The 25,246-nt window shown below is 62.9% G+C and carries 21 protein-coding genes; 11 read left to right on the forward strand and 10 right to left on the reverse strand.

Annotation, left to right across the window (positions count from 1 at the left end):
* Positions 1 to 28: 28 nt before the first annotated feature.
* Both LOY51_RS05060 and LOY51_RS05065 read right to left on the reverse strand, forming a co-directional pair.
* A complete protein-coding gene (locus LOY51_RS05060; RefSeq protein WP_110991601.1) occupies positions 29 to 1,576 on the reverse strand; it encodes an AmpG family muropeptide MFS transporter in 1,548 nt (515 codons plus the stop codon).
* A 43-nt stretch (positions 1,577 to 1,619) separates the two neighbouring features.
* A complete protein-coding gene (locus tag LOY51_RS05065; RefSeq protein ID WP_110991600.1) occupies positions 1,620 to 1,973 on the reverse strand; it encodes an MGMT family protein in 354 nt (117 codons plus the stop codon).
* 153 nt (positions 1,974 to 2,126) lie between these two features.
* On the opposite strand from LOY51_RS05065, the gene LOY51_RS05070 reads away from it, so the two are divergent.
* From LOY51_RS05070 to groL, 5 genes are all read left to right on the forward strand, one after another.
* Positions 2,127 to 3,134: a DUF481 domain-containing protein gene (locus LOY51_RS05070; RefSeq protein ID WP_258645009.1), complete on the forward strand. Its 1,008-nt coding sequence runs from the start codon at positions 2,127 to 2,129 to the stop codon at positions 3,132 to 3,134.
* Positions 3,135 to 3,261: 127 nt separating this feature from the next.
* Positions 3,262 to 3,993 carry a HugZ family pyridoxamine 5'-phosphate oxidase gene (locus LOY51_RS05075; RefSeq protein WP_125857548.1) on the forward strand — a complete coding sequence of 244 codons (732 nt, stop codon included), beginning with the start codon at positions 3,262 to 3,264 and terminating at the stop codon, positions 3,991 to 3,993.
* Positions 3,994 to 4,059: 66 nt separating this feature from the next.
* Complete coding sequence (locus LOY51_RS05080; RefSeq protein ID WP_258645020.1) at positions 4,060 to 4,521, forward strand: FxsA family protein; 462 nt, start codon at positions 4,060 to 4,062, stop codon at positions 4,519 to 4,521.
* A 379-nt stretch (positions 4,522 to 4,900) separates the two neighbouring features.
* Positions 4,901 to 5,194 carry a co-chaperone GroES gene (locus LOY51_RS05085; protein WP_016488938.1) on the forward strand — a complete coding sequence of 98 codons (294 nt, stop codon included), beginning with the start codon at positions 4,901 to 4,903 and terminating at the stop codon, positions 5,192 to 5,194.
* A gap of 48 nt (positions 5,195 to 5,242) precedes the next feature.
* Positions 5,243 to 6,883, forward strand: a complete 1,641-nt coding sequence (gene groL, locus LOY51_RS05090) for a chaperonin GroEL (protein ID WP_125462739.1) — start codon at positions 5,243 to 5,245, stop codon at positions 6,881 to 6,883.
* A gap of 179 nt (positions 6,884 to 7,062) precedes the next feature.
* Here the strand turns inward: groL and LOY51_RS05095 are convergent, their stop codons facing one another.
* Positions 7,063 to 7,791 (reverse strand): phosphatase PAP2 family protein, encoded by a 729-nt coding sequence (locus LOY51_RS05095; RefSeq protein ID WP_125462740.1) that lies wholly within the window; start codon positions 7,789 to 7,791, stop codon positions 7,063 to 7,065.
* A gap of 170 nt (positions 7,792 to 7,961) precedes the next feature.
* Between LOY51_RS05095 and colR the strand changes: the two genes are divergently transcribed.
* The 6 genes from colR to LOY51_RS05125 all read left to right on the forward strand — a co-directional run bounded on the left by colR (position 7,962) and on the right by LOY51_RS05125 (position 13,060).
* Positions 7,962 to 8,645, forward strand: coding sequence for a two-component system response regulator ColR (colR, locus tag LOY51_RS05100; protein ID WP_028689695.1), 684 nt, complete (start codon positions 7,962 to 7,964; stop codon positions 8,643 to 8,645).
* Positions 8,635 to 9,945: a sensor histidine kinase gene (locus tag LOY51_RS05105; RefSeq protein ID WP_125857550.1), complete on the forward strand. Its 1,311-nt coding sequence runs from the start codon at positions 8,635 to 8,637 to the stop codon at positions 9,943 to 9,945. The genes colR and LOY51_RS05105 overlap by 11 nt, the downstream gene beginning before the upstream one ends.
* Before the next feature lie 126 nt (positions 9,946 to 10,071).
* Positions 10,072 to 10,752: a class I SAM-dependent methyltransferase gene (locus LOY51_RS05110; protein ID WP_125462742.1), complete on the forward strand. Its 681-nt coding sequence runs from the start codon at positions 10,072 to 10,074 to the stop codon at positions 10,750 to 10,752.
* Between the two features lie 6 nt (positions 10,753 to 10,758).
* A complete protein-coding gene (locus tag LOY51_RS05115) occupies positions 10,759 to 11,460 on the forward strand; it encodes a lipopolysaccharide kinase InaA family protein (protein ID WP_125462743.1) in 702 nt (233 codons plus the stop codon).
* Positions 11,457 to 11,687 carry a hypothetical protein gene (locus LOY51_RS05120; RefSeq protein ID WP_258645039.1) on the forward strand — a complete coding sequence of 77 codons (231 nt, stop codon included), beginning with the start codon at positions 11,457 to 11,459 and terminating at the stop codon, positions 11,685 to 11,687. The genes LOY51_RS05115 and LOY51_RS05120 overlap by 4 nt, the downstream gene beginning before the upstream one ends.
* Before the next feature lie 245 nt (positions 11,688 to 11,932).
* Positions 11,933 to 13,060 (forward strand): IS481 family transposase, encoded by a 1,128-nt coding sequence (locus tag LOY51_RS05125; RefSeq protein WP_258641705.1) that lies wholly within the window; start codon positions 11,933 to 11,935, stop codon positions 13,058 to 13,060.
* 181 nt (positions 13,061 to 13,241) lie between these two features.
* Here the strand turns inward: LOY51_RS05125 and LOY51_RS05130 are convergent, their stop codons facing one another.
* From LOY51_RS05130 to LOY51_RS05160, 7 genes are all read right to left on the reverse strand, one after another.
* Positions 13,242 to 16,277, reverse strand: coding sequence for a multidrug efflux RND transporter permease subunit (locus LOY51_RS05130; RefSeq protein ID WP_258645045.1), 3,036 nt, complete (start codon positions 16,275 to 16,277; stop codon positions 13,242 to 13,244).
* A 13-nt stretch (positions 16,278 to 16,290) separates the two neighbouring features.
* Positions 16,291 to 17,433, reverse strand: a complete 1,143-nt coding sequence (locus tag LOY51_RS05135) for an efflux RND transporter periplasmic adaptor subunit (RefSeq protein WP_125857552.1) — start codon at positions 17,431 to 17,433, stop codon at positions 16,291 to 16,293.
* Between the two features lie 319 nt (positions 17,434 to 17,752).
* Positions 17,753 to 18,850 (reverse strand): DUF1513 domain-containing protein, encoded by a 1,098-nt coding sequence (locus tag LOY51_RS05140; protein ID WP_125857553.1) that lies wholly within the window; start codon positions 18,848 to 18,850, stop codon positions 17,753 to 17,755.
* 2 nt (positions 18,851 to 18,852) lie between these two features.
* Positions 18,853 to 19,917 (reverse strand): imelysin family protein, encoded by a 1,065-nt coding sequence (locus LOY51_RS05145; protein ID WP_125462748.1) that lies wholly within the window; start codon positions 19,915 to 19,917, stop codon positions 18,853 to 18,855.
* 19 nt (positions 19,918 to 19,936) lie between these two features.
* Positions 19,937 to 21,364, reverse strand: coding sequence for a di-heme oxidoreductase family protein (locus LOY51_RS05150; protein ID WP_258645048.1), 1,428 nt, complete (start codon positions 21,362 to 21,364; stop codon positions 19,937 to 19,939).
* A gap of 261 nt (positions 21,365 to 21,625) precedes the next feature.
* Complete coding sequence (locus LOY51_RS05155; RefSeq protein WP_258645057.1) at positions 21,626 to 22,963, reverse strand: imelysin family protein; 1,338 nt, start codon at positions 22,961 to 22,963, stop codon at positions 21,626 to 21,628.
* A 148-nt stretch (positions 22,964 to 23,111) separates the two neighbouring features.
* Positions 23,112 to 25,163 (reverse strand): putative bifunctional diguanylate cyclase/phosphodiesterase, encoded by a 2,052-nt coding sequence (locus LOY51_RS05160; protein ID WP_125462751.1) that lies wholly within the window; start codon positions 25,161 to 25,163, stop codon positions 23,112 to 23,114.
* Positions 25,164 to 25,246: the final 83 nt, after the last annotated feature.

A 25,246-nucleotide genomic window follows, 5' to 3' on the forward strand; every position in this document is an offset into this window, starting at 1 on the left:
CTTGCCCCGCGATGAGGCCCTTGAAGGCCTAATTCTGTTCAGCTGCCGGACTCTCCACCGGCACCGGCTTTCCCCGACCGGCTTCCTGTCGCCACTGCAGGGCGATCAGGATCAAGGTCGGCACGCCCAGCAGGGCGGTGATCAGGAAGAAGTCGTGGTAGCCGAACTTCTCCACCATCACCCCTGAATAGCCGCCGATCAGGCGCGGCAGCAGCAGCATGATCGAGCTGAGCAGGGCATATTGCGTGGCCGAGAACTTCAGGTTGGTCAGGCTCGACAGGTAGGCGACGAACGCCGAGGTGGCCAGGCCCGAGCTGAAGTTGTCCAGCGAGATGGTCACCACCAGCATTTCCAAGTTCGGCCCCATGTCGGCCAGCATCAGGAACAGGATGTTGGTTGCCGCCGACGCCGCGCCGCCGATGAACAGGATCGGCAGGATGCCGAAGCGCACGATCAGCAGGCCGCCGGCACCGGCACCGACCAGGGTCATGATCAGGCCGAAGATCTTGCTGACGCTGGCGATCTGGTCCTTGGTAAAGCCCATGTCGATGTAGAACACGTTGGCCATCACGCCCATCACCGTGTCGGACATGCGGTAGGTGGCGATCAACCCGAGCAGCAGCAGGGCCTGCCAGCGGTAGCGGCTGATGAAGTCGTTGACCGGGGTGAGCACCGGGGCCAGGCCGCGACGGCCGAGGGACGACAGGCATGCCCAGCTCAGCAGTGCATAGAGCAGCAGGCGCAGGAAGGCGCGGTCTTCGAGCAGCAGGTCGAGCGGGGTGGCGTCGCCGAACAGCACGCTGGCCCAGTCGGTGTTGAACATCTGGGTGAAACTGGCAGGTACCGAAACCAGCAGGATGATCAGGACGAACACCGACGCCAGTTGGTGCATCAGCCCGTAGCGCGCCGCCGACAGTTGGGTACGCAGCGGTACCGGGGGTTCACGCATGATCAGCGTGGTGAACACCGCCGGCAGCATCAGCACGCCGAACAGCACGTAAGTGCCGGTCCAGGCCTGATGCAGGTAGCTGAAACCGGTGGAACCGAACCACTCGGCGAAGAACAGTGCGCCGGCCGTGGCCAGCAGCGCGGCGACCCGGTAGCCGGCCATGTAGCTGGCGGCCAACGCAGCCTGGCGCTGGTCGTCGGCGATTTCCAGGCGATAGGCATCGACGGCGATGTCCTGGGTAGCCGAGGCAAAGGCTACCAGCACTGCTAGCGCGACCAGCCATGACAGGTGTTTCTGCGGGTCGCAGAAGCCCATGCCGACCAGGCCCAGCACCACCAGCACCTGCGACAGCAGCAACCAGGAGCGGCGGCGGCCCATGCCGCCGAGCAGCGGCAGGCGCCATTGGTCGAGCAGGGGTGACCACACCCACTTGAAGGCATACGCCAGGCCGATCAGGCTGGCGTAACCGATGGTTTCGCGCGCCACACCCGCTTCGCGCAACCAGACCGACAGGGTCGAGAACACCAGCATGTACGGCAGGCCGGCGGCGAATCCGAGCAGCAGAAGTACCAAGGTTGACGGGCTGGCATAGGCAGCGAGCGCAGCGCGCCAGGTTTTACGGGGCATGGGCCAACATCTGCCTCAAGTTTGCGAAAACAAAGCGCGCACTCTAACCGCTGTGCTCCATCGGGCGCCAGCCATGGCGCGCCATATCCACACGATTATTGGCTACATTCACGCCTTCTGCGCGCAGACGGGCGCGCTGTTCGTCGCCGGATGGGGTGCCCAGGGCAAGGCTCAGGCGCCCCCCTGCGCCGAGCACTCGGTGCCACGGCAGGCGGGTGTCCGCGGGCAGTTGCCCGAGGGTACGGCCAACCCAGCGGGCCGCGCGGCCAAGGCCCGCCAGCTCGGCGAGCTGGCCGTAGCTGACCACCTTGCCCGGCGGGACTTGGCCGAGCACCGAATACAACGCCATTCGTCGGGCTTCGGCATCTTCCGGTGGTGGAGCAGAGATGGCAGACATCAGAGCCCCCTTGGCCTGTAGATGAAACCGGACGGATGGCAACGGCAAATAAGAGTGGAACTCATCGGCATGGTCTGGGTCTGTCCTTGCTCATGGCGTGGGCATCCGGATAATGCCCGGCTTTTTTCGGCAAATCGAATCCGTAGTCCACTTATGTACTCAAGAATCCTGCTCTGCTTCTTCGCTGTATCGCTTTGCACCTCGGCGCTGGCCGATACCGTGTGGATGAAGAACGGCGATCGAATCACTGGCAAGATCACCGTCTTCGATGGCGGCAAGTTGCTGCTGGAGACCTCGTACGGTGGTTCAATCGCCCTGGACTGGAAACAGGTCAAGACCCTTGAGAGCGACCAGGAACTGCTGGTCAAGCAGGACGCCTACAGCGGCGAGAAGGCCAAGTCACTCAAGGCTGCCGAACCGGGCAAGGTGACCTTGGCCAACGGTGATGCGCCCAAGACCGTGGAACTGGCCAGCATCGAGCAGATCATGAAGCCTCGGCCGCTGGTCGAGGACTTTCTGTGGAAGGGCAATGTCGACGTGGCGCTGGACTACAAGCGCGCCGAGAACGACACCGACGACTACGACGTCAGCTTCAAGACCTCCGCGCGCCACGGTCGCTGGCGGCACAACGCCGAAGGCGAATACAACCGCGAGAGCAAGGACGATGTCACCACCGCCAACAACTGGAGCGCGGAATATGCGCTCGACCGTTTCATCACCGAGAAATGGTTCTGGCAGGGGCGCCTGGAGTACAAGCGCGACCAGATCGAAGAGCTGGCGCGCCAGCGCACTATCGGTACCGGCCCGGGCTACCAGTTCTGGGATGACGAGCTGGGGGCGTTCTCGTTGGGCTCGCTGATCAACCGCACCGATTACCAGTACCGTGACGGCGGCAAGGACAACTTCTACGCCGCGGCCGTGAAGTGGGACTACACCCGTTACCTGATCGGCAAGAAAGTGCAGTTCTTCACCAATGGCGAGGTGGGCAAGCCGTTTGGCGGCGTCGCCGACTACGCCCTGGATGCGGAAATGGGGCTGCGCTACAAGGTCACCGACTGGGCTTCGCTCAACCTCAAGGCGGAAAAGGACCTGATCAAGGGCACCGATGATCGCGATCTCGACAAGACTCGCTACACCGCTGGTTTCGGCGTGACCTGGTGAGGGCAGTTGCAAGTATCAAGCAAGCTTCAAGAAGAACTGCGTCATCGAAATTGATTCGGACCTTGCTTTTTCTTGTTGCTTGTAGCTTATGACTTGCAACTGATCATCATTTGCCGAGGACCTCGCTGTGAGTTCTAATGCCCTTCGCCCAGCCCGGGAACTGCTGCTCAAGGAGTACCGTGGCGTTCTCTCCACCCATTCCAAGTCGATGCCGGGCTTCCCGTTCGGCTCGGTGGTCCCCTACTGCCTGGACGCCGATGGGCACCCGGTCATTCTTATCAGCCGTATCGCCCAGCACACCCACAACTTGCAGAAGGACCCCAAGTGTTCACTGCTGGTGGGCGAACGTGAGGCTGAGGACGTGCAGGCAGTAGGGCGCCTGACGGTGATGGCCGAGGCGCACAAGCTCAGCGACGAGGCGGCCATCGAAGCTGCCGCCGCGCGCTACTACCGCTACTTCCCTGAGTCGGCGAACTACCACAAGGCCCACGATTTCGACTTCTGGGTACTGCTGCCGGTGCGCCACCGCTACATCGGTGGTTTCGGCGCGATCCACTGGCTCGACCAGGTCACCCTGGCCAACCCCTTTGCCGGCGCTGGCGAAGCGAGCATGATCGAACACATGAACAGCGACCATGCCAATGCGATCGCCCACTATGTCGCGCTGAGCGGCCTGCCGAGCACGACAGCGGCTGAAATGGTCGGCATCGACAGCGAAGGCATGCACCTGCGCATCGGCCAGGCGGTGTACTGGCTGGCCTTCCCAACAACTTGTAATACCCCGACACAAGTCCGTGAAGCCCTGGTGCTGCTGGCCCGTGCCGAACAGTGGCCGACGGTGGCGCGTGCAGAGGGTTGAAAAAACGCCTGCACGCATCCATCTGATGCTCCTACAGGAAGATGTTCTTCCGTCGAGGAATGAGTGATGCGTGCCTTTTTACTGCTGTTTCTCCTTTTCCCTGTGCTGGAGCTGTTCGTCTTCGTCAAGGTCAGCGCGGCCATCGGTTTCTTCCCGGCGCTGCTGTTGATCATTGCCGGCTCCGCACTGGGGATATTGGTGATGCGCGTAGCTGGCCTCGCGACCGCCCTGCGTGCCCGTGAGAGCCTGCAGCGTGGCGAGTTGCCCGCCGAAGAAATGTTCCAGGGGCTGATGATGGCGGTGGGTGGTGGCCTGCTGCTGCTGCCGGGCTTCATCAGTGACGTGCTGGGCCTGCTGTGCCTGCTGCCGTTCACCCGCCGCCTGGTGGCTGGCAAGCTGCGCCGCCGTGCCGAAGAGCAGGCCCTGCGCCAGCGGGCGTTCCAGGACGACCCGTTCCAGGGCCAGCCCCGTGATCCCGGCCATCGCCCCAATGTGATCGAAGGCGAGTACGAGCGCCGCGACAAGTAATTGCAATACCTCTGTATGAGCGGCCTTGTGTCGCGAAAGGGCTGCGCAGCGGCCCCAGGATTTCGGCGTTGACGCAAAGATTGCTGGGGCCGCTACGCGGCCCTTTCGCGACACAAGGCCGCTCCTACAGGAACCTGCCGATTCAGGGGGCAGGGAGAGGCAGGTCCAATGAATCCCCTGATGAAAAAATTTCCGTATCAAGCCTTGTAATCGAATAAGGCGGCCTCATGTATGTGGTCACCGCAAGGTTTCTGGTGGTGACACCAGACATGACACAGGTGGTTCGCCCTTCGCGGGCCACCCCCGGCAACGCCGGACCGCATCAACCCGCCGGTGCTGACACCGGCCGATGAAAACCACTATTTGGGAGAGATCGACAATGAAGCTTCGTCCTCTGCATGACCGCGTCGTCATCCGTCGCAGCGAAGAAGAATCGAAAACCGCTGGCGGTATCGTCCTGCCGGGTTCGGCCGCTGAAAAACCGAACCGCGGCGAAGTCGTCGCCGTCGGCACCGGTCGCATCCTGGACAACGGCGAAGTTCGCGCGCTGGCCGTGAAAGTGGGTGACAAAGTGGTTTTCGGCCCTTACTCGGGCAGCAACACCGTGAAAGTCGATGGCGAAGACCTGCTGGTCATGGCCGAGAACGAAATCCTGGCCGTTGTCGAAGGCTGATTTCCCCGACTTCCCGTTACTCCAAAGAATTCCAAGGATTAAACGATCATGGCTGCTAAAGACGTAAAATTCGGCGATTCCGCCCGTAAGAAAATGCTGGTTGGTGTCAACGTTCTGGCTGACGCGGTAAAAGCGACCCTGGGCCCGAAAGGCCGTAACGTGGTCCTGGCCAAGAGCTTCGGCGCGCCGACCATCACCAAGGACGGCGTTTCCGTCGCCAAAGAAATCGAGCTGAAAGACGCCTTCGAAAACATGGGCGCCCAGCTGGTCAAGGAAGTTGCTTCCAAGGCCAACGACGCTGCCGGTGACGGCACCACCACCGCTACCGTCCTGGCTCAGGCCATCGTCAACGAAGGCCTGAAAGCCGTCGCTGCCGGCATGAACCCGATGGACCTCAAGCGCGGCATCGACAAGGCAACCGCCGCCGTTGTCGCCGAGCTGAAGAACCTGTCCAAGCCATGCGCTGATTCCAAGGCCATCGCCCAGGTCGGTACCATCTCCGCCAACTCCGACAACTCCATCGGTGAAATCATCGCCGAAGCCATGGAAAAAGTCGGCAAAGAAGGCGTGATCACCGTTGAAGAAGGCTCGGGCCTGGAAAACGAACTGTCCGTCGTAGAAGGCATGCAGTTCGACCGCGGCTACCTGTCGCCGTACTTCATCAACAAGCCGGACACCATGGTTGCCGAGCTGGAAGGCCCGCTGCTGCTGCTGGTCGACAAGAAGATCTCCAACATCCGCGAACTGCTGCCAGTACTGGAAGCCGTTGCCAAGTCCGGCCGTCCGCTGCTGATCGTTGCCGAAGACGTTGAAGGCGAAGCCCTGGCTACCCTGGTCGTCAACAACATGCGCGGCATCGTCAAGGTTGCTGCGGTCAAGGCACCAGGCTTCGGCGACCGCCGCAAGGCCATGCTGCAGGACATCGCCGTCCTGACCGGCGGCCAGGTCATCTCCGAAGAAATCGGCCTGTCCCTGGAAACCGCCACCCTGGAGCACCTGGGTAACGCCAAGCGCGTCATCCTGTCCAAGGAAAACACCACCATCATCGATGGTGCTGGCGCTGACACCGAGATCGAAGCCCGCGTCAAACAGATCCGTGCCCAGATCGAAGAAACCTCTTCGGACTACGACCGTGAGAAGCTGCAAGAGCGTCTGGCCAAACTGGCTGGCGGTGTTGCCGTGATCAAGGTCGGTGCAGGCACCGAAGTTGAAATGAAAGAGAAGAAAGCCCGCGTTGAAGACGCCCTGCACGCAACCCGCGCAGCCGTCGAAGAAGGCGTGGTGCCTGGCGGTGGTGTTGCCCTGGTGCGTGCCCTGTCGGCCATTGCTGACCTCAAAGGCGACAACGAAGACCAGAACGTCGGTATCGCCCTGCTGCGTCGCGCTGTCGAAGCCCCGCTGCGTCAGATCACTGCCAACGCCGGCGACGAGCCAAGCGTTGTCGCTGACAAGGTCAAGCAAGGTTCGGGCAACTACGGCTACAACGCCGCTACCGGCGAATACGGCGACATGATCGAGATGGGCATCCTGGACCCAGCCAAGGTTACCCGTTCGGCCCTGCAAGCTGCTGCTTCGATCGGCGGTCTGATGATCACCACCGAAGCCATGGTTGCCGACCTGCCGGAAGACAAGCCAGCTGCTGGCATGCCTGACATGGGCGGCATGGGTGGCATGGGCGGCATGATGTAAGCCAGCCTTACCCCCAGCTGTAATGAAAAGCCCCGCCTAGTGCGGGGCTTTTTGTTTGTCGCTGCCTTTAGGGCTGCTGTGCAGCCCATCGCCGGCAAGCCGGCTCCCACGCGGGCCGCGCAGACCTCGACCCTGTGGGAGCCGGCTTGCCGGCGATGGGGCGCGCAGCGGCCCCACCATCAGGCAACGCTGCGCTCGGCCACCGGTGCCGTCGCCATCCCCCGGCGATACAGCACCAGGTAGTAACAGCCCAACCCGATCAGCCAGCAGAACACCGCTGTCCAGATGTTGTGCGAGAGAAAGTGCGCACCCTGCATCATCCTGCCCACCGACAGCACCGACCCGGCCACGAACGCCAGCCCCAGCGCCGCCTTGGCCAGGCGCGGCCGGCGATCGCGCAGCACGAAGAACAGCGCAAACAGGCAGAACCCGGTCGCCGCATGGCCGCCCGGCCAGCACAGGCCAGCCTTGTCGGTAGCCGGGCGTGGCTCGAGCAGCTTGCTGTAGGTTTCGCTGCCGCCGAACTGGCTCAGGCTCCACGGGCACTGTACCTGGGTCAGTTGCTTGAGCGGGGTGACAAAGGCCGTGGACAGGCCCAGTGCCAGCACCAGGCAGCCCAGTTCACGACGCCAGCCGAACAGGCGTTGCCAGAAGAAGCTGGCGATGAACGCTGCGACCGCCACCAGGCTCAAGGCGATCACCACCTGCTTGACCCGGTCGTGCAGGATGGTCTCCAGCACATAGCTGTGGCGCCCGATGAACTCCCCGGCAGCCCGGTCGAAGAACAGGTTGGCCAGGTCCATGTCTACCGATGTCCATTCCAGCAGGATCAACGCAACGATGGTAACGAAAGGGATGCCCAGGTAGAGCCACGGATTGATCGGGCGTGGGCGAATGGTTTCCTGCATGACAGCTCCAGGGGTGGAAAAAGACCGGGCATTGTCGGGTGCCCGCTATCCTGTGTCCGTGAAGGTTCGGTGAAAAAACTGTAAAGCTTGGTGAATTTTCCCGAGGGCTGGCACAGCGCGGGCGATGGCCTTAAGCTGCCGCCGAGCGAAGCGCGGTACAGGAGACCCCGATGCGTATTCTTTTGGTTGAAGACAACCGCGACATTCTTGCCAACCTGGCCGACTACCTGGGCATGAAAGGCTACACGGTGGACTGCGCCCAGGATGGCCTGTCGGGCCTGCACCTGGCCGCTACCGAGCATTACGACCTGATCGTGCTCGACATCATGCTCCCCGGCATCGACGGCTACACGCTGTGCAAGCGCCTGCGCGAGGATGCCCGCCGCGATACCCCGGTGATCATGCTGACCGCCCGCGACCAGCTGGATGATCGTCTGCAAGGCTTCCGCTCCGGTGCCGATGATTACCTGCTCAAGCCATTCGCCTTGTCCGAACTGGCCGCGCGCATCGAAGCGGTACTGCGCCGGGCCCAGGGCGGAGGTCGCCGTACCTTGCAGGTGGCCGACCTGAGCTATGACCTCGACACGCTCGAAGTGACCCGCCAGGGCCGCCTGCTCAAGCTCAACCCGGTGGGCCTCAAGCTACTCGCCGTGCTGATGCAGAAGAGCCCCCACGTGCTGCGCCGCGAAGTGCTGGAGGAGGCCCTGTGGGGCGATGATTGCCCCGACAGCGACAGCCTGCGCAGCCACGTCCATCAACTGCGCCAGGTGATCGACAAACCGTTCGACAAACCCCTGCTGCATACCGTCCATGGCGTCGGCTATCGCCTCGCCGAGGGCCGCGATGGAGTTTAAGCAGAGCCTTGCCCAGCGCATCATCATCGCCTTTGCGTTGATGAGCGCGTTGGTGGCCGGGGCCTTTGCCTTCGGCATTGTCGCCACCGTGCATCTGGTCGAGGAGCGCTTGATTTCCTCGGTGCTCGGCGGCGACCTGCAGCGTCTGTTGCGCATGGACAGCGTCAGCGACTGGAGCCACCGGCCGCGCCCGGACCAACTGTTCTACTTCAGCGGCGGGCGTGATGATTTCGAGCTGCCCAAGGACTTGCGGCATCTGGAACCAGGCTTCCATGAGGTGTTCCGCGACCAGTTGTCGTATCACGCGATGGTCGAGATCGTCGATGGCCGGCGCTATGTGCTGCTGCAGGACCAGAGCGATTTCGAGGAGCGTGAGAGGGTGCTGTTCGCCGTGGTGGTGGTGGGCTTCGTGCTCAGCCTGGCACTGGCGGTGATCCTCGGTTGGGTGTTGGCGCGACGAGTGATGGCGCCGGTGATCCGCCTGGCTCGCCAGGTGCGTCATCGCGACCAGTTGCTCGGCCTGGCGCCACCGCTGGCGCCGGATTACGCGGCGGACGAGGTAGGGCAGCTGGCGGTGGCCTTCGACGATACCCTGGGCCGGTTGCGTGATGCGCTGACCCGTGAACGGCTGTTTACCAGCGACGTCAGCCATGAGCTACGTACACCGTTGATGGTGCTGGCCACTTCGTGCGAGCTGCTGATTGAAAACCCTAACCTGGACAGCCGTGCGCGCAGCCAGGTCGAGCGCATCGCACGGGCCACCGAGGAGATGCGTGAGCTGGTCAAGACGTTCCTCATGCTGGCTCGCGCGCAACGTGATGAAGGCGCAATCGCCGCCCAGGCGACCTTGCGTGAAGTGGGTGATGATCTGACCGCCGTATGGCGTGACACCATCGAACAGAAGGGCCTGGCGCTTTACTACGATGGCCGGGTGAGCGCCGGCCCTACGCTGTACAACGCCACCTTCCTGCAATCGGTGATGGGCAACCTGTTGCGCAACGCCGCCCACTACACCGATGGCGGCTATATCCGCCTGAGCCTGGAGCCCAACGGGTTCAGTGTCGAGGATAGCGGGGTGGGTATCCCGGAGGAGCAGCGCGAAGCGATGTTCCGCCCGTTCGTGCGCGGTGACGAGCGCCGTGGCGAGGGGCTGGGCCTGGGGCTGTCGTTGGTGCAGCGGATCTGCGATGACCAGGGCTGGCGCGTCACCCTGAGCACCACGCAGCCCCACGGATGCCGTTTCCAGGTAGACCTGAGCCAGGGTAACAAGATGGTCGGTGAGGATCAGGACGGGCAGTAAGGTTCTGGATCCAAGTTAACGTCTTGTAACACCTGTTCTGTTTGATCACGGTTTTTTCACATCTGCATAACCTGATTCCTACGCGCACTTACCTAACGTGAGCGCATTGGAGTCAGGAGATGCTCGATGCGTAGCCCCATCAAACTCGAATTTTCCGAAAAGTACGATCGGGATCATGCCCGCGACTACTTCCTCAAACACCAGGATGGCTTGGCCAGGCGGCTGTCGCACAAGCGTGACGAGCAGATGGCCCGGCATGCCCTGGCCTTGGCCGGCGAGCCGGGCCTGGTCCTTGACCTGCCCTGCGGTGCCGGGCGCTTCTGGCCGCTGCTGGCGGAAAAGCCCAACCGTGTGATCATCGGCGCCGACAATTCCGCAGCGATGATAGAGACAGCCTGTGCCGCACAACCGCCAGAGGTGGTGGCACGGGTACGCCCTTTGCAAACTTCGGCCTTTGCCATTGACCTACCTGACAACGCGGTGGATAGCATCTTTTGCATGCGCCTGTTCCACCACATCGGTGACCCGGCCCACCGCAAGACGATTCTTTCAGAATTTCAAAGGGTTAGCCGCGACAGTGTGATTCTGTCACTGTGGGTGGATGGCAACTTCAAGGCATGGCGGCGCAAGAAACTTGAAGCACGGCGCAGTGTCAGAGCCCAGCAGGACAGCTACCAGAACCGCTTTGTGTTACCGGCGGCTACAGTTGAAGAAGAATTTACGGCTGCAGGTTTCAGAATTCAGGAACGGCTCGACTTCTTGCCGTTCTACGCGATGTGGCGCGTATACGTTTTACGTAAGGGGTAGTGATTGATGGCGGCAGTGCAGAAAGCGTCAGGGCAGTTCGACTTCTACTGGCAGCAGCAGGGTGAATGGGTCGAGGAACCCAATCAGCGGCGTGGCGGCGAAAGCGGCGTGCAACGCCTGTGCGATGCCAGCGGCCAACTGCTGTATGCCAAACGCCAGGTTGGCCACATCTACCGCAGCCTGCTGCATCCGTTCGGTCGGCCCACGGTCTTGCGCGAACTCGATGCCTTGAACAGTTTCGAGCAGTTGGGTGTGCGTGTACCGCGTATCGTGTTTGCCGGTGCTGAGCGCGATGCCGATCACCAGTGGCGTGCGCTGTTGGTAAGCGAAGCGTTGGACGGTTTTGTCGACCTGGATACCTGGTACAGCGAAGGCGCTCGTGAACGTTATCCCCAGGCAGTCCATGAGCGGATGTTCAAGGACCTTGCCGACAACCTGGCGCGGATGCATCTGGGGCACTGGCAGCATGGCTGTCTCTACGGCAAGCATGTGTTCGTCAAGGTGATCGGGACCGGTGAGCAGGCCCGGGCTGAAGTGGCTTTGCTCGATCTGGAGAAGTGCCGGCGGCGAATCAGCTGCCAACGTGCGGCGTACAACGATTTGCGTCAGCTGCGGCGCCATTCGTCGATCACTGACGCGGAATGGCAGACCTTGCTCTATTTTTACCAGATGGCGTTTGGCAGCGCGGTCAAAGGGTTAGAGCAATGAAACTAGAAATCGCTCGAGCTTTGTTTCTTGTTGGGGCATTGGCGGTGACCACGGTGGCTGCGGCGGCCTGGGAGCAGCCGGGGCTGACGGTGTTCAGCAAGGCCGAGGTGGGTGGTTTCTGCCCGCTGCCGCGGGAGGCGAAGGTCGAGCAGGTGTCCGTTAAGCCGGATCATGATTTTCTGCTGTTTCTGTTTGGGATGAGGCAGGGGCTGCGGCCGTTTGGTTGATAGGTTGTTTGGTTGTTTGATTTAGGCGCCAGAAGTTTATGTGGACTTCTGGCGTTTTGGTGTTTGGTGTTTGGTGTTTGTGTTGGAAGTTGTATGCGCATTCATTTGTGATGTCGACGCGTAGTCACCTTTCCGCCCTTACGGCGGGTTACTTTGGTCTTGGTGTATGGACCGGACACATGGTGGACACGTGTGCGGAGACATGGTGGACACTTTTCGGCAAGCAATCTGCCGGGAATACGACCATGCCTTGGAACGCGAGAGATGCCATGAGCTTGAGAGAAGAGTTCGTTAACCTGGCCAATCACCCGGACGCCAACATGAGGGAGCTGTGCCGCCGGTTCGGCATTAGCCCTCAGACGGGTTACAAATGGCTCAACCGATTTCGACAGGACGGCCTGCCTGGCTTGCAGGAGCGCTCTCGAAAGCCGGCCGTCAGCCCTCGCAAGACTCAGCCTGGGCTAGAAGAGGAAGTGATTGCCATCCGTAAGGAGCACTCCACGTGGGGTGGCCGAAAGATCAGTCATCTGCTTGATCAGCGAATCTGTGCCAGCACCGTAACCAATGTCCTGCATCGGCATGGATTGATCACCGCAGAGGCCTCTGAGGCTGCTAAACCATGGACACGCTTTGAGCGCGAAGCCCCAAATGATCTGTGGCAGATCGATTTTAAAGGCTTCTTCCAAACGGCCCAGGGACCTTGTTATCCGCTGACGCTGATTGATGACCACTCTCGCTTCAACCTTGTGATACAGGCCTGCGCACATCAGCGCACAGGGTTGGTCATGGAGCACCTGACCGATCTATTCAGCCGGTATGGACTGCCTGCGCAGATCAACGCGGATAATGGCTCGCCCTGGGGAGCACCAAGAAATCCTGGAGAACTCACACCGCTAGGTATCTGGCTGGTTCGCCTGGGAATTCGACTGACTTTCAGCAGGCCAGGCCACCCACAAACCAATGGCAAGGATGAGCGATTCCATCGGACGCTCAAGGCCGAGGTACTGACAGGGCGCAGCTTTCGGGATCTGCGAGAAGCGCAGGAAGCTTTCGACCTCTGGCGGGGCATCTACAACTACAAGCGTCCTCATCAGCAACTGGACTACAAAGTGCCGGCAGATCGCTACCAGATGAGCAGGCGGGCTTTCCCAAGCCGTCTACCGACCATTGAATACGGTCCCGACGATATTCTGGTGAAGCCCTACAGCAGTCAGTTCCGCTTCAAGAAGCGCTCATTTCGGATAGCGAAGGCGCTAGCGGGCTATGTGTTAGCGCTCCGCCGTAGCGATCAAGGAGCTGACCATTTTGATGTTTACTTCTGCCAACACAAGCTGCGAACCATCGACTTCAACAACCCCGACGGTAAGCGATAATGTGTCCACCATGTCCCCGCACAGGTGTCAACGATGTCTCAAGTCCATACACCAAGACCAAAGTAACCCGCCGTAAGGGCGGAAAGATGATTAAAAGTCGCCATCGCCGCCGAATGCGCATACATCTATCAAAACAAACACTCTGAAACTCGGGCCCGAACCCGAACCCAAAATCAAAAACTCACCCAGCCAACCCCCGCCCCTTATGCGCCAACACCGTATAAATGCAAGGCAACACAAACAACGTAAACAACGTCCCAATCGACATCCCCGTAGCAATCACCAGCCCGATATCAAACCGGCTGACCGCCCCAGCCCCGGTCGCCAGAATCAACGGCACCATGCCAAACACCATGGCCGCCGTGGTCATCAGCACCGGCCGCAGGCGAATCGCCGCCGCCTCCTCGATCGCCTCACGCACCCCCAGGCCCTTTTCCTCCCGCAACTGATTGGCAAACTCGACGATCAGGATGCCGTGCTTGGTAATCAGCCCGATCAAGGTCACCAGTCCCACCTGGGTGTAGATGTTCATGCTCGACACCCCAAGGAACAGCGGCAACAACGCCCCACAGATCGACAACGGCACCGTCACCAAAATCACCAACGGATCACGGAAACTCTCGAACTGCGCCGCCAGCACCAGGAAGATGATCGCCAGGGCCAGGCCAAAGGTCATCCACAGCGCGCTGCCTTCCTGCACGAACTGCCGCGCCGTACCGGCATAGTCGACCGAGAAGCCTTCAGGCGCTTCCTCGCGGGCGATGGCCCGCACGGTGTCCAGCGCCTCGCCCATGCTCACCATAGGCACCCCCTGGATGATCGCCGAATTGAGCTGCTGGAACTGGTTGAGCTGGCGCGGCCGGGCGCGGTCGCTGAGGGTGATCAGGGTCGACAGCGGCAACAATTGGCCATGGTCGTTCTTCACGTAGTAATTGTTCAGCCAGCCCGGGTTGGCGCGGTAGGGCCGTTCTACCTGCGCGATCACCTTGTAGCTGCGGCCTTCGAGGGTGAAGCGATTGATCTCTGCTTCGCCGAGCAAGGTGGCAAGCGTGCCGCCCAGGGCGTCCATCGACACGCCCATCTGTGCTGCCTTGGCGCGGTCGATGTCGATCAGCACTTCAGGCTTGTCGAAGGCCAGGTCGATATCGAGGAACGCGAACTTGCCCGAGGCCTCGGCGCGGGCCTTGATGCGCTGCGCCACATCGAGCAGGGCAGGGTAGTCACCGGCGGTGTTGATCACGAACTGGAACGGCAACCCTTCACCGGTGCCGGGCAGCGAGGGCAGGTTGAAGCCGAAGATCTGCAGGCCGCCGATCTGTGAAAGCTCGGCCTGCACCAGCGGCAGCAACGCCATCTGCGTGCGTTCGCGTTCGCTCCACGGCTTGAGCAAAAAGCCGCCAATACCGGTTTGCACGCCATTGAAGCCGTTGATCTGGAACGACGAGTAATACTCGGGGAAGGTCCTGAACAACGGCGTGAACTTGTCGGTGTAGGCATTGAGGTAGTCGAGGTTGGCGGTCTGCGGCGAGCTGCTCATCATGAAGATCACCCCCTGGTCCTCGTCCGGCGCCAGTTCGTTGCGGGTGAACATCAGCAGCACCGGGATCAGGCACAGGATCAGCACGGCGAACACCAGCACCACCGGGCGGCTGTCGAGGGTGCCATGCAGCAGGTGCTGGTAACGCAGCTTGAGGCTCTCGAAGATCAGGTCCAGGCGATGGGCCAGGCCAGTGGGATTCTGCTCGTGGCGCAACAGCAGGGCGCACATCATCGGCGACAGGGTCAGGGCGACGATCCCGGAAATGATCACCGCACCCGCCAGCGTAAGGGCGAACTCCTTGAACAAGGCACCGGTCAAGCCAGTGAGAAACCCGATCGGTGCGTACACGGCCGCCAGGGTGATGGTCATCGACACCACCGGCAAGGCGATCTCCCGCGCGCCTTCCAGTGCCGCCTCGAACGGGGTCTTGCCTTCTTCGATATGGCGGTGGATGTTCTCCACCACCACGATGGCGTCGTCCACCACCAGGCCGATGGCCAGGACCATGGCCAGCAGTGTCAGCAGGTTCAGCGAGTAGCCCATCATCTGCATGAAGAACAGCACGCCGATCATCGACAGCGGGATGGTCACCACCGGAATCACCACCGAGCGCAGGGCGCCGAGGAACAAGAACACCACGACAATGACGATCAGCACCGCCTCGCCCAGGGTCTTGATCACTTCATTGATCGAGGCCTGGATGAACAGCGTGGCGTCGTAGGCGATCGACACCTTGAGGCTCGACGGCAGTTCTTCCTCCAGCTGCGGCATCAGCTTGCGCACTTCCTTGATCACGTCCAGCGGGTTGGCCGCCGGGGTGGCCTTGATGCCGATGTACACCGACGGCGTGCCGTCGAACGAACTGACCGTGTCGTAGTTCTCGGCGCCCATCTCGATGCGCGCTACATCGCCCAGCAGTACCCGGCTGTCGCCGGCGGTCTTGACCGGCAGGGCGGCGAAGGCCTCGGCAGTCTTGAGTTCGGTGCTGGCGTTGATGCTGGTCACCACGTACTCGCCCTTCACCTCACCGGCGGCGGCGAGGAAGTTGTAACGGCGCACCGCACTGGTCACGTCCACCGCCGACAGGCCGAAGCCGGCCAGCTTCACCGGGTCGATCCAGATGCGCATGGCGAACACCTGGTTGCCGAGGATCTGCGCTTCGGCCATGCCAGGCAGGGTGGCCAGCTTGGGCTGGATCACCCGCGACAGGTAGTCGGTGATCTGCGGGTTGCTCATCTGGGTGCTGTAGAAGCTGATGTACATCAGCGCCGAGGCGTCGGCGGCTTCCTTGCTCAGCACCGGGTCTTCCGAGTCCTGCGGCAGCTTGTTGCGCACCTCGTTGGCCTTGGCCAGCAGCTGGGTGAACAGGCGGTCGGTGTCGGCACCGATGCGTGCGTAGACCGAGATCACCGAGAAGTTCTGCCGGCTCACCGAGGTCATGTAGTCGATGCCGTCGGCGCTGGCCAGGCTCTGTTGCAGCGGTTGGGTGATGTAGCCCTGGATGGTCTCGGCGTTGGCCCCGGGGTAGGCGGTGGTCACCGTGATCAGGGCGTTTTCCATGGCTGGGTACTGGCGGATCTGCAGCTTGTTCCAGGCTTGCAGGCCCAGCAGCAGGATCAGCAGGCTGACCACGCTGGCCAATACCGGGCGACGGATGAACGGGTCGGTGAATGCCATGGCCGCCTCCCGTTCAGTTCGCGCCGGGCGCGGCAGGTTTCAGGGCCTGGTCGTCGCTGATACGGATGGCTGCGCCGGGGCTCAGCTTGAGCTGGCCGGCGGTCACCACCTGGTCGCCGGCCTGCAGGCCCTTGCTCACCACCACCCAGCCATCGCGCCGTTCGCCGGTCTGCACGGTGCGCTGTTCGGCAATCAACTGCGGTTGGCCGTCGGCACCGGGCACTGGCTGGCCCTCTTCGGTCTTCTTCGGGCTGATTACATAGACCGAGTTGCCATACAGCGTGAAGGTGATGGCGTTTTCCGGCACCACCACTTGCGGCTGCGGGTTGGGCAGCAGCAGTTGCAGGCTGGCGAACATACCCGGCAGCAGCTTGCCGTCCGGGTTGGCCAGCGTGGCGCGGGCCAGCAGGTTGCGTGTGCTTTCCTCGACCTTTGGGTTGATCGCACTGAGGCTGGCGGGGAAGGTCTGGCCCGGGTAGGCCGCCACCTGCACCAGCACCTGTTGGCCCAGGCTCAGGTGCGGCAGCGCCTGCTCGGGCACGTTGAAGTCGACGTAGAGGCTGGACAGGTCCTGCAGGGTGGCGATCACCGTGCCACTGGCGAGGTAGGCGCCGACATCCACCTGGCGAATGCCGATGGTGCCGCTGAACGGCGCGCTGATGCTTTTTTTCGCCAGCGACGCCTTGAGTTGATCGACCACCGCCTGGTTGCGTCGGTACTGGGTGGTCAGGCGGTCGTATTCACCGCGGGAAATGGCCGAGTCGCCGACCAGCTGGCTGCCGCGGCCGAAGTCGACCTTGGCCAGGTTGAGGTCGGCCTGGGCGGTGCCGAGCAGCGCGGTTTCCTGGTCGTGGTCCAGTTGCAGCAGCAGTTGCCCGGCCTTGACCTGCTGGCCCGACTCGAAGTGCAGCGACTTGACCGTGCCGGCCACCTCCAGGCTCAGCTCCACGCCCTGGTAGGCCTTGAGGCTGCCGACCGCCGGCAGGCGCTGCTGCCACTGGCGCAGTTCGGCCTGGGCCGCGGCAACGCTGACCGGCGGTTTGGGCTGGCTGAACATCTGCACCTGTTTATAGATCGAGAAGGCCTTGATGCCCCCCAGGATCAGCACGATCAGCAAGACAACGGCCAACATGATCAGCATGCGGCGGCGCAACATGGTCCGGTTCCCTGGATGCGAGGTTGTTATGGATTACGCGCGACCACGGGCGATCCTGCCCACGTGCGATGGGGCAAGTATTGTCGAGAATTGAGAAAAGAGGAGGTTGTCGCGCTGCCTGGCAGTGCCTCATCGCCGGCAAGCCGGCTCCCACAGGGACAGCGCATGGCTTCTTGTGGGAGCCGGCTTTTGTCGAGAATTGGGAAAAGGGGAGGTTGCCGTGTTGCCTGGCAGTGCCTCATCGCCGGCAAGCCGGCTCCCACAGGAGCAGCGCATGGCTTTTTGTGGGAGCCGGCTTGCCGGCGATAGGGCCGAACAATCAGGCCAGGTGCAGGTGATTGTCCCAGAACCCGGACGGCAGGTTCATCGGTTGCCCGATCAGCTCTGCCTTGCGGCAGTCGTAGAAGCGGCAACGCCCCTGCCCGGAGGTCACGACGAAACCATCCTGCACCGCACCCACCCCGGCGCAATCGGGCATCGGCGCATCGAGCTTCACCGCGCCGCTGTCCAGGTCCCAGATGAACAAGCGGTTTGCCCGTGGCGCGGTCAGCGCCACCAGGCGCAGGTCGCTGTGGATGGCGACACTGGCGGTGTACTGGGCCATCGACTGCAGCTGCCGCTCGGGCACCGGGAAGGCCTTGAACGGCTCGCCGGGGCGTTTGATCGCCAGCAGCTCGGCAGTCTCCTCCGAGCTGCCCATGAACTGCTGGCAGGCGGCGATGGTGCCGTCGTCGCCCACCGCCAGGTGGCGCACGCTGTTCATCTGCTGGGCCAGGGTTTCCTTGCTCAGCAGAGTGCCGTCGCGCTGCATCAGCACCAGGCTCGGCTGCATGGCGTCGAGGTTCATCTCTACTCGGCTTTCGGCCTCGGTGCGGATGCCGCCGTTGGCCACCACCAGCGTCTCGCCGTCGGGCAGCCAGGCCACTTCGTGGGGGCCGATGCCGTGGGTCGAGAGCTCGCCGGTGTGCACCAGGCGCTCACCTTCGAAGCGGTACACACCCAGCACGCCACGGCCAGGGTCGGTGGTGTCGTTCTCGGTGGTGTACAGCCATTCGCCGCCCTTGTGAATCACCGCATGGCCGTAGAAGTGGCGGTGCGGCTGCGAGGTGACGGTTTGCAGCAGGCGCCCGTCGCGCAGGTCGATCAGGTAGCTTTCGGTGCCGGGCCGGCGGGCAACGAACAGGGCGATGGGCAGTTCGGGGTGGTTGATGATCGCGTGGCAACGCTGGGCCACCTGGGTGCTGAACACCTGGGTGCCGTCCAGGCGGAAGCCGACGGCGTAGTGCTTGCCGTCGCCATCGTCGCGCGCCGAGAGCAGCAAGGGCTCGCTGCCTTTGTTGCGCAGCAGGCTCCAGCCGCCCAGGGTCAGGGCGCTGAGCAGTACGCTACCGAGTTTGATCGCCTGGCGTCGCAGCATGATCAGTCACCGTCGTTGGCGTTGAAGCCCAGCTGAATGTTGAGCGCCTTGGCCAGGTCGCCTTCATGCAAGCGATGGAGGACGTTCAGGCTGTCGTAGATCTGGTTCAGCGCCTGCTGCCCGGCTTCGTCGGCCAGCAGCTCGCCGAGGGTCTTCTGGTTGTCGGCCAGCAGCTTGAGGGTGGCTGCGTAGGCGTCGTCGATCTTCTGTGCCAGCGCCGCCTGGTCTTTGCCCAGCAGGCCGCGCAGGCCTTGGTTATCGACCCCGGACCAGACGGTCTGGGCGGCCTTGAGCGAAGCTTCCAGGCTCTTGAGCGAAGAATGGCTGCGCCAGGCTTCGGCCTGCAGCGGTTGTGGGATGCCCTTGCTCTGGCGACCCATTGGCGCACCGAGTTTCTTCTTCAGGGTGTCCAGGCCGGTGACCTGGGCGCGCAGCAGGTCGGCGATCGCTTCGTGGGAGTCAGCGTAGCGCTGGTTGGGGAACTTGGTCATCTGCGACAGCATGCCGTCGGTGCTGTTCCAGGTCTTGAGGATGTCCTCGGCCAGCACCTTCTGGTGCTCGCCGATTGCCACCAGCAGTGGGCAGTAACGCGCCTTCTGTTCGGCCGTGGCCATGTCCGGCTTGCTGTCGAACAGGATGTACTCGTAGGCGGACAGGCCGCGCACCACGACGCTGGCCTTGCTCAGTGCCTCGGCATCGACTGGCTTGTCGCCATTGACCAATTGCTCGACCTGGCGGCCCACCAGGTTCTTCTTGTCTGGCCAGAACTGCACCTGCCAGGCGCGGTTGCCTTCGGCCAGCGGGCCGACCAGCAGCGGTTGCAGTTCGGCCCAGGCTTTCTGCGCGTTGAGGAAGTCGGCGCGGGCGCTGTCCAGCGAGGTCTTGCCTTCGCAGTAGGCCAGGGCGCTGGCGGCCAGCACGCGGTCGGCCTCGACCCAGCGGCTGTAGGTCGGCAGGATCACTTGCTTGGCGATGGCGGCGGAGGTCACGGCTTGCGGGTCCTGCGGCGAGCAGGCGCCGAGGGCGAGTGCGGCGAGGCTGGTGAACAACAGTTTGGGTCGGAACATGCCCGGCTCCTTAGCGCGTTTAAAGTGAATTCAGGAAGGCCAGCAGCGCGGCGCGCTGCTCGGCATTGAACGTCAGTACCTGGTCGCGCGCCGCCTGGGCCTCGCCGCCGTGCCAGAGCACGGCTTCGAGCAGGTCGCGGGCACGGCCATCGTGGAGGAAGCGGGCGTCGCTGCTGACGGTCTGGCTCAGGCCGATGCCCCACAGTGGCGGGGTGCGCCAATCCTGGCCGTTGGCGGCGAACTCGGTGCGCTCGTCGCTCAGGCCCGGGCCCATGTCGTGCAGCAGCAGGTCGCTGTAAGGGCGTATCACCTGGTTGGCCAACTCGGGCTCGGCGGCATCGGCGGCGGTGGTGAACTGCGGGGTGTGGCAGCTTTGGCAACCGGCCTGGTAGAACAGGTTCTTGCCGGCCATTACCTGCGGGGCCGCGACGTCGCGGCGGGCCGGTACGCCCAGGTTGCGGGTGTAGAAGGTGACCAGGCGCAGGAGGTTGTCGCTGACCTCTTTTTCGCCATCGGCACCATCGCCATTGGGCGCGGCCAGGCAGTCGACCTGGGTCGGGGTGCAGTCGTCCTTGGGCAGCAGCGTGCTGGTCAGGCCCATGTCACCGGCGAAGGCATGCACATTCTGCTGGTTGACGTTGGGTTGCCCGGCCTTCCAGCCGAAGCGGCCGACCACCGTCTTGCCCTGGGCGTCGTCCCAGACCCGGTTGGCACGGCCGCGGATGCCGTCGTGGTTGCGGTCATCCGGGTCTTCGTTGGCCAGGATATCGGCTTCGGCGATGGCTTCGAGCAGGCCGAGGCCGATCATCGGTGGGGCGATGCGGGCCGAGAAGCGGGTATCGGGATGCATCGGGCCGTAGCCGAGCTGGGTGATCTGCAGGGTGGGGCGGCGCAACTCGACCTGGTGGCCGTCCTTGAAGGTGACGGTCTGGCTGTCGTAGCTCACCCGTACCTTGCCCTCCGGCGCCACGCCGGGCACGGCCATGTCCTGCAGCTGGGTGCCATACACCGGCTCAGGCACCACGCCCAGGCGTTCGATAACCTGGGCGTAGTAGGGCTGATCGGGGATCGACAGGCGTACCAGCATCGACACCGCGTTGCTGTCGCCGGGTTCCGGCGGGTGGCCGCGGCCGTCACGCACGTGGCAGTTCTGGCAGGCGTTGGTGTTGAACAATGGGCCCAGGCCATCACGGGCGGTGGTGGTGGACGGGGCGATCACCCAGGGGCTGCGAAAGAAGCTGTTGCCCACGGCGAAGTCCAGGCGCCGCTCGGGGCTGAGGTTGGCCGAGGGCAGGGAGAAGGCGTTGCGGTCACTGCGCTGCACCGTTGCCTGGCCGCCGGAGAGGGCTTCACCGGGCTCGGCCTGGGTGAAACGCGGGGCGTCGTCACAGGCGGCAAGGGTGAAGGCCAGCAGCAGGGGGCTTAGGCGGAGCAAGGACATCGACAATCCTGGGCGTGGGCGAAAAACCGGCGTGCAAGCTTATCAGGCCGGCTGTTTTTGAATAAGAGCAATTTGCAATTGCTGGATGAAATCGCGGACATGTCGTGCACCCTGTGGGAGCGGGTTTACCCGCGAACACCGGCGTAGCCGGTGCCAGGTACCGAGTCGCCTGATTCGCGGGTAAACCCGCTCCCACAGGGATTTGTGTGGGTGAAACATGTAAAAAAGGCGGCCCAAAGGCCGCCTCTTGTGAGCCGCTGTCGCAGATCAGAACTCGTGATCAGCGGTGTCCGGGTTCAGGTTGTCGATGCCCAGCTTGCCTGCGGCCTGCTCGATCGCGCCGGTCTGCTTGACCAGCGACGCGATGGCGTCACGCACGATCTGGTTGCCGGCAGCGTTGTCGGCGGCGATCAACTGGTCGTAGTGCTCGCCTTTGAGCGCGTGGTCGACGATCACCTGCAGCTTGGCTTCGGTGGCTTCCAGGTCGGCCTTGAGGGTGGCGTCGGCGGCCGGGTCGGCCTTGGCCACCAGCGACGACAGGCTCGGGCCGCTCAGCTTGGTGCCGTCGGTGCGGGTGTACTCGCCCAGGTAGACGTTGCGGATGCCCTTGGCGTCATAGAAGTGCGAGTAGTGGGTGTTGTCGCTGAAGCAGTCCTGCTCGTCTTCCGGCGAGTTGGCTTCCAGCGAGACCTTCATGCGCTCGCCGGCCAGTTCGCCCAGCGACAGGCTGCCCATGCCGAACAGCATCTTGCGCAGGCCGTCGTTGACCGGCTCTGCTTCCAGGGTGGCGCGGTAGTTGTCGGCAACGTTCGGTGCCCAGTTGCCGACCATCTCTTCGAGGTCTTTGACCAGCAGTTGGGTGACCGATTTCAGGTAGGCACGGCGGCGGTCGTTGTGGCCGCCGGTGGCGCCTTTGCCTTCCAGGTAGTCCGACGCTGGGCGGTTGCCGGCGCCAGGGCCGGTACCGTTGAGGTCCTGGCCCCAGAGCAGGAATTCGATGGCGTGGTAGCCAGTGGCGACGTTGGCTTCGGAACCGCCCAGCTCGTTCAGGCTGGCCAGCTTCTCGGGGGTGATGTCCTTGACGTCGACCTTGTCTTCGCCAACCTGGATTTCGGTGTTGGCGATGATGTTGGCGCCGGCAGCCGGGTTGCCCAGGGCGTGCTCGTAGCTCTTGTCGACGTAGTCGATCAGGCCTTCGTCCAGGGGCCAGGCGTTCACCTGGCCTTCCCAGTCGTCGATGATGGTGTTGCCGAAGCGGAACGCCTCGCTCTGCAGGTAGGGTACGCGGGCGGCGGCCCAGGCTTCTTTCGCGGCCTTCAGGGTCTGGTCGTTGGGGCTGGCGAGGAACGCGTCCACAGCGGTTTGCAGCTGCTTGGCGGTGCTCAGCGAGTCGCTGTACACGGCGTAGACCATCTCGGTGTAATGCTTGACCACGGCCTTGCCGGCAGCTTCGTCGACAGCGCCCGGTGCGGCGGCGGTGGTGCTGGCGGCGGCAGGTGCCTGGGCTTGCGGCGCGGCGGCCTTGTCGTTCTTGCCTTCGCCGCAACCGGCGAGGGCGATGGCGATGGCCAGCAGACTGGCGGAGGCCAGAGGCATACGAATCATTATTGGTTTCCTGCGTCGTGTGGTTGGACCGTGCGGCGTGGCACGCGAAACCGCAACATCATGCGAAAGATTTGCATTTGCTGTAAAGGGGCGGGCGCGCATTTCATGCAAACGCCCGTTTGCGGTGCATCGGTATGTGTGGCGGGGGTTACAGCACCGATACCTGGTTGCGCTGAGCCTGCTTGAGGAACGCGGTGAGCTCGCGCGACGACAGCGGCTTGCTGTAGTGGTAGCCCTGACCTTCGTGGCAGCCCTGGGCGATGATGTAGCTCTCCTGCTCGGCGGTTTCCACGCCTTCGGCGATGACCTGCATCCCCAGGCTTTTGCCCAGTTGGATGATGGCCCGGACGATGGTGGCGTCGTCGTCGTCGTCGAGCAGGTCCTGGACGAAGCTCTTGTCGATCTTGATCTTGTCCAGCGGCAGCGACTTCAGGTAGCTGAGCGAGGAATAGCCGGTGCCGAAGTCGTCGATGGCGATCAGCGCGCCGGAGCGGCGCAGGCTGAGCAGGTGCTGGGCGGCGGTGCTGATGTCTTCCATCAGGCCGGTCTCGGTGACCTCCAGCTCCAGGCTGCGCGGTGGTAGGCGGTAGGCCTGCAGCAGGTTGTTGACCACCCGCGGCAGCTCGTTATGGTGCAACTGCACGGTGGACAGGTTGACCGCCATGCGCAGTTCGCTGAAGCCCAGGTCGTGCCACTCGCGCAGCTGGCGGCAGGCTTGGTCGAGTACCCATTCGCCAATGGTGATGATGTTGCCGTTCTGTTCGGCCAGCGGGATGAACTGGTCCGGCGGTACCATGCCCAGCTCCGGGTGCTGCCAGCGCAGCAGTGCTTCGACGCCGACCACACGGTGGTCGCGGTAGCTGATCTGCGGTTGGTAGACCAGGTACAACTGGTTGCGCGGCAGGGCTTCGCGCAGGTCCTTTTCCAGTTCGCGGCGCCGGCGCATCTCGCTGTCGACGCTGGCGATGTAGAACTGGTAGCGGTTGCGCGAGCGGGCCTTGGCCAGGGTCATGGTCTGTTCGGCTTTTTGCAGCAGCTTCTCGGTACTGTCACCGTCCTCGGGGAACAGGGTGATGCCGATGGTGGCGCGCAGGCGGATCTGCTGGTGATCGAGGTCGAACGGCGCCTCGAGGTCGTCGAGGATACTCTGGGCCAGCTCGGCGGCTTCGTAGGGTTGTTCGATATTGGCCTGGACCAGGGCGAACTGGTCGCCCCCCAGGCGGGCCAGGGCGCCCAGGCGGCCGCTGTGGGCGCGCAGGCGGTCGGCCAGGGCCAATAGCAACTGGTCGCCGACCTGGTAGCTGAACTGCTCGTTGATGCCCTTGAAGTCGTCCAGGCCCACGCACAGCACGGCCACGCGCCGTTGCAGGCGGCCGCCGTCGTCGAGAATCTTGTCCAGCTGCTGCTGCAACTGCTGGCGGTTGGGCAGGCCGGTGAGGAAGTCGTACTGGGCCATGCGTTGCAGGCTGTTCTCGGCTTCGTGGCGCAGGTGGGTGTTGCGCTCGATGGACGCCAGCAACTGGTTGGCGGTGTTGACCCAGATGCCCAGTTCGTTCTTCTCGTGGCCCTTGAGCAGCGGAATCTGGTGCTGGCTGGGGCGGTCGGGGTTGATCTGGGTAAGGTGCTCGATGATCTTCGACAGCGGCTTGGTCAGCAGCCAGTGATACACCAGGTACAGCACCAGGCCCATGGCCAGGGCGCGCAATACCCCGGAAATGAAGATGATCACGGCGTTGATCAGGAAGCCTTCGCCGTAGCTGGAGGTGTCGAGGGTGATGCTCAGGTCGCCGTAGTATTCGCTGTACGGGCCGCGGCCGACCAGTTGCGTGGTGTAGGTGCGTTCCTGGCCAAGGATCGGGTCGGTCAGCCAGCGCATGGACATGTCCTGCAGCGGCCTGGATTTTTCCGCGAGCATGGTTTCGTTGGGGTGGCCGATGGAGGCCATGCGCACCGATTCGTCCTGGAACAGGCCTTCCATCACCTGCATGCCCATTTCCCGGTCGAGGCTGTACACCGCCTGGGTGGAAGGGTCGCGGAACATGTCGAGAATGCGCTGGGCGTCACTGTTCACGGCCTGGCGGGTCTTGTAGACGTCATAGACGATCTGCGCGCAGCTGAGCACGACACCGACCGCCAACGCCGAGAGCAGCACAACCCTGAGCAACTTCACCGACAAGCTGTTGCGAAATTCCAGCTTCAAAGGGTTTCCTTAATCCATGCGCATGCCATTATTTTGCCATCAATCCTGGCAATAAGACTATCGACCGATTGCCCGCCCATCGA

This window comes from Pseudomonas sichuanensis (assembly GCF_024749065.1).
Taxonomy (GTDB): Bacteria; Pseudomonadota; Gammaproteobacteria; order Pseudomonadales; family Pseudomonadaceae; genus Aquipseudomonas; species Aquipseudomonas sichuanensis.

Coding starts and splice junctions, on each gene's coding strand:
- LOY51_RS05060 (WP_110991601.1), bottom strand. CDS start 1,576: ATGCCCCGTAAAACCTGGCGCGCTGCGCTCGCTGCCTATGCCAGCCCG.
- LOY51_RS05065 (WP_110991600.1), bottom strand. CDS start 1,973: ATGTCTGCCATCTCTGCTCCACCACCGGAAGATGCCGAAGCCCGACGA.
- LOY51_RS05070 (WP_258645009.1), top strand. CDS start 2,127: ATGTACTCAAGAATCCTGCTCTGCTTCTTCGCTGTATCGCTTTGCACC.
- LOY51_RS05080 (WP_258645020.1), top strand. CDS start 4,060: ATGCGTGCCTTTTTACTGCTGTTTCTCCTTTTCCCTGTGCTGGAGCTG.
- LOY51_RS05085 (WP_016488938.1), top strand. CDS start 4,901: ATGAAGCTTCGTCCTCTGCATGACCGCGTCGTCATCCGTCGCAGCGAA.
- groL (WP_125462739.1), top strand. CDS start 5,243: ATGGCTGCTAAAGACGTAAAATTCGGCGATTCCGCCCGTAAGAAAATG.
- LOY51_RS05095 (WP_125462740.1), bottom strand. CDS start 7,791: ATGCAGGAAACCATTCGCCCACGCCCGATCAATCCGTGGCTCTACCTG.
- colR (WP_028689695.1), top strand. CDS start 7,962: ATGCGTATTCTTTTGGTTGAAGACAACCGCGACATTCTTGCCAACCTG.
- LOY51_RS05105 (WP_125857550.1), top strand. CDS start 8,635: ATGGAGTTTAAGCAGAGCCTTGCCCAGCGCATCATCATCGCCTTTGCG.
- LOY51_RS05110 (WP_125462742.1), top strand. CDS start 10,072: ATGCGTAGCCCCATCAAACTCGAATTTTCCGAAAAGTACGATCGGGAT.
- LOY51_RS05115 (WP_125462743.1), top strand. CDS start 10,759: ATGGCGGCAGTGCAGAAAGCGTCAGGGCAGTTCGACTTCTACTGGCAG.
- LOY51_RS05120 (WP_258645039.1), top strand. CDS start 11,457: ATGAAACTAGAAATCGCTCGAGCTTTGTTTCTTGTTGGGGCATTGGCG.
- LOY51_RS05125 (WP_258641705.1), top strand. CDS start 11,933: ATGCCTTGGAACGCGAGAGATGCCATGAGCTTGAGAGAAGAGTTCGTT.
- LOY51_RS05130 (WP_258645045.1), bottom strand. CDS start 16,277: ATGGCATTCACCGACCCGTTCATCCGTCGCCCGGTATTGGCCAGCGTG.
- LOY51_RS05135 (WP_125857552.1), bottom strand. CDS start 17,433: ATGTTGCGCCGCCGCATGCTGATCATGTTGGCCGTTGTCTTGCTGATC.
- LOY51_RS05140 (WP_125857553.1), bottom strand. CDS start 18,850: ATGCTGCGACGCCAGGCGATCAAACTCGGTAGCGTACTGCTCAGCGCC.
- LOY51_RS05145 (WP_125462748.1), bottom strand. CDS start 19,917: ATGTTCCGACCCAAACTGTTGTTCACCAGCCTCGCCGCACTCGCCCTC.
- LOY51_RS05155 (WP_258645057.1), bottom strand. CDS start 22,963: ATGATTCGTATGCCTCTGGCCTCCGCCAGTCTGCTGGCCATCGCCATC.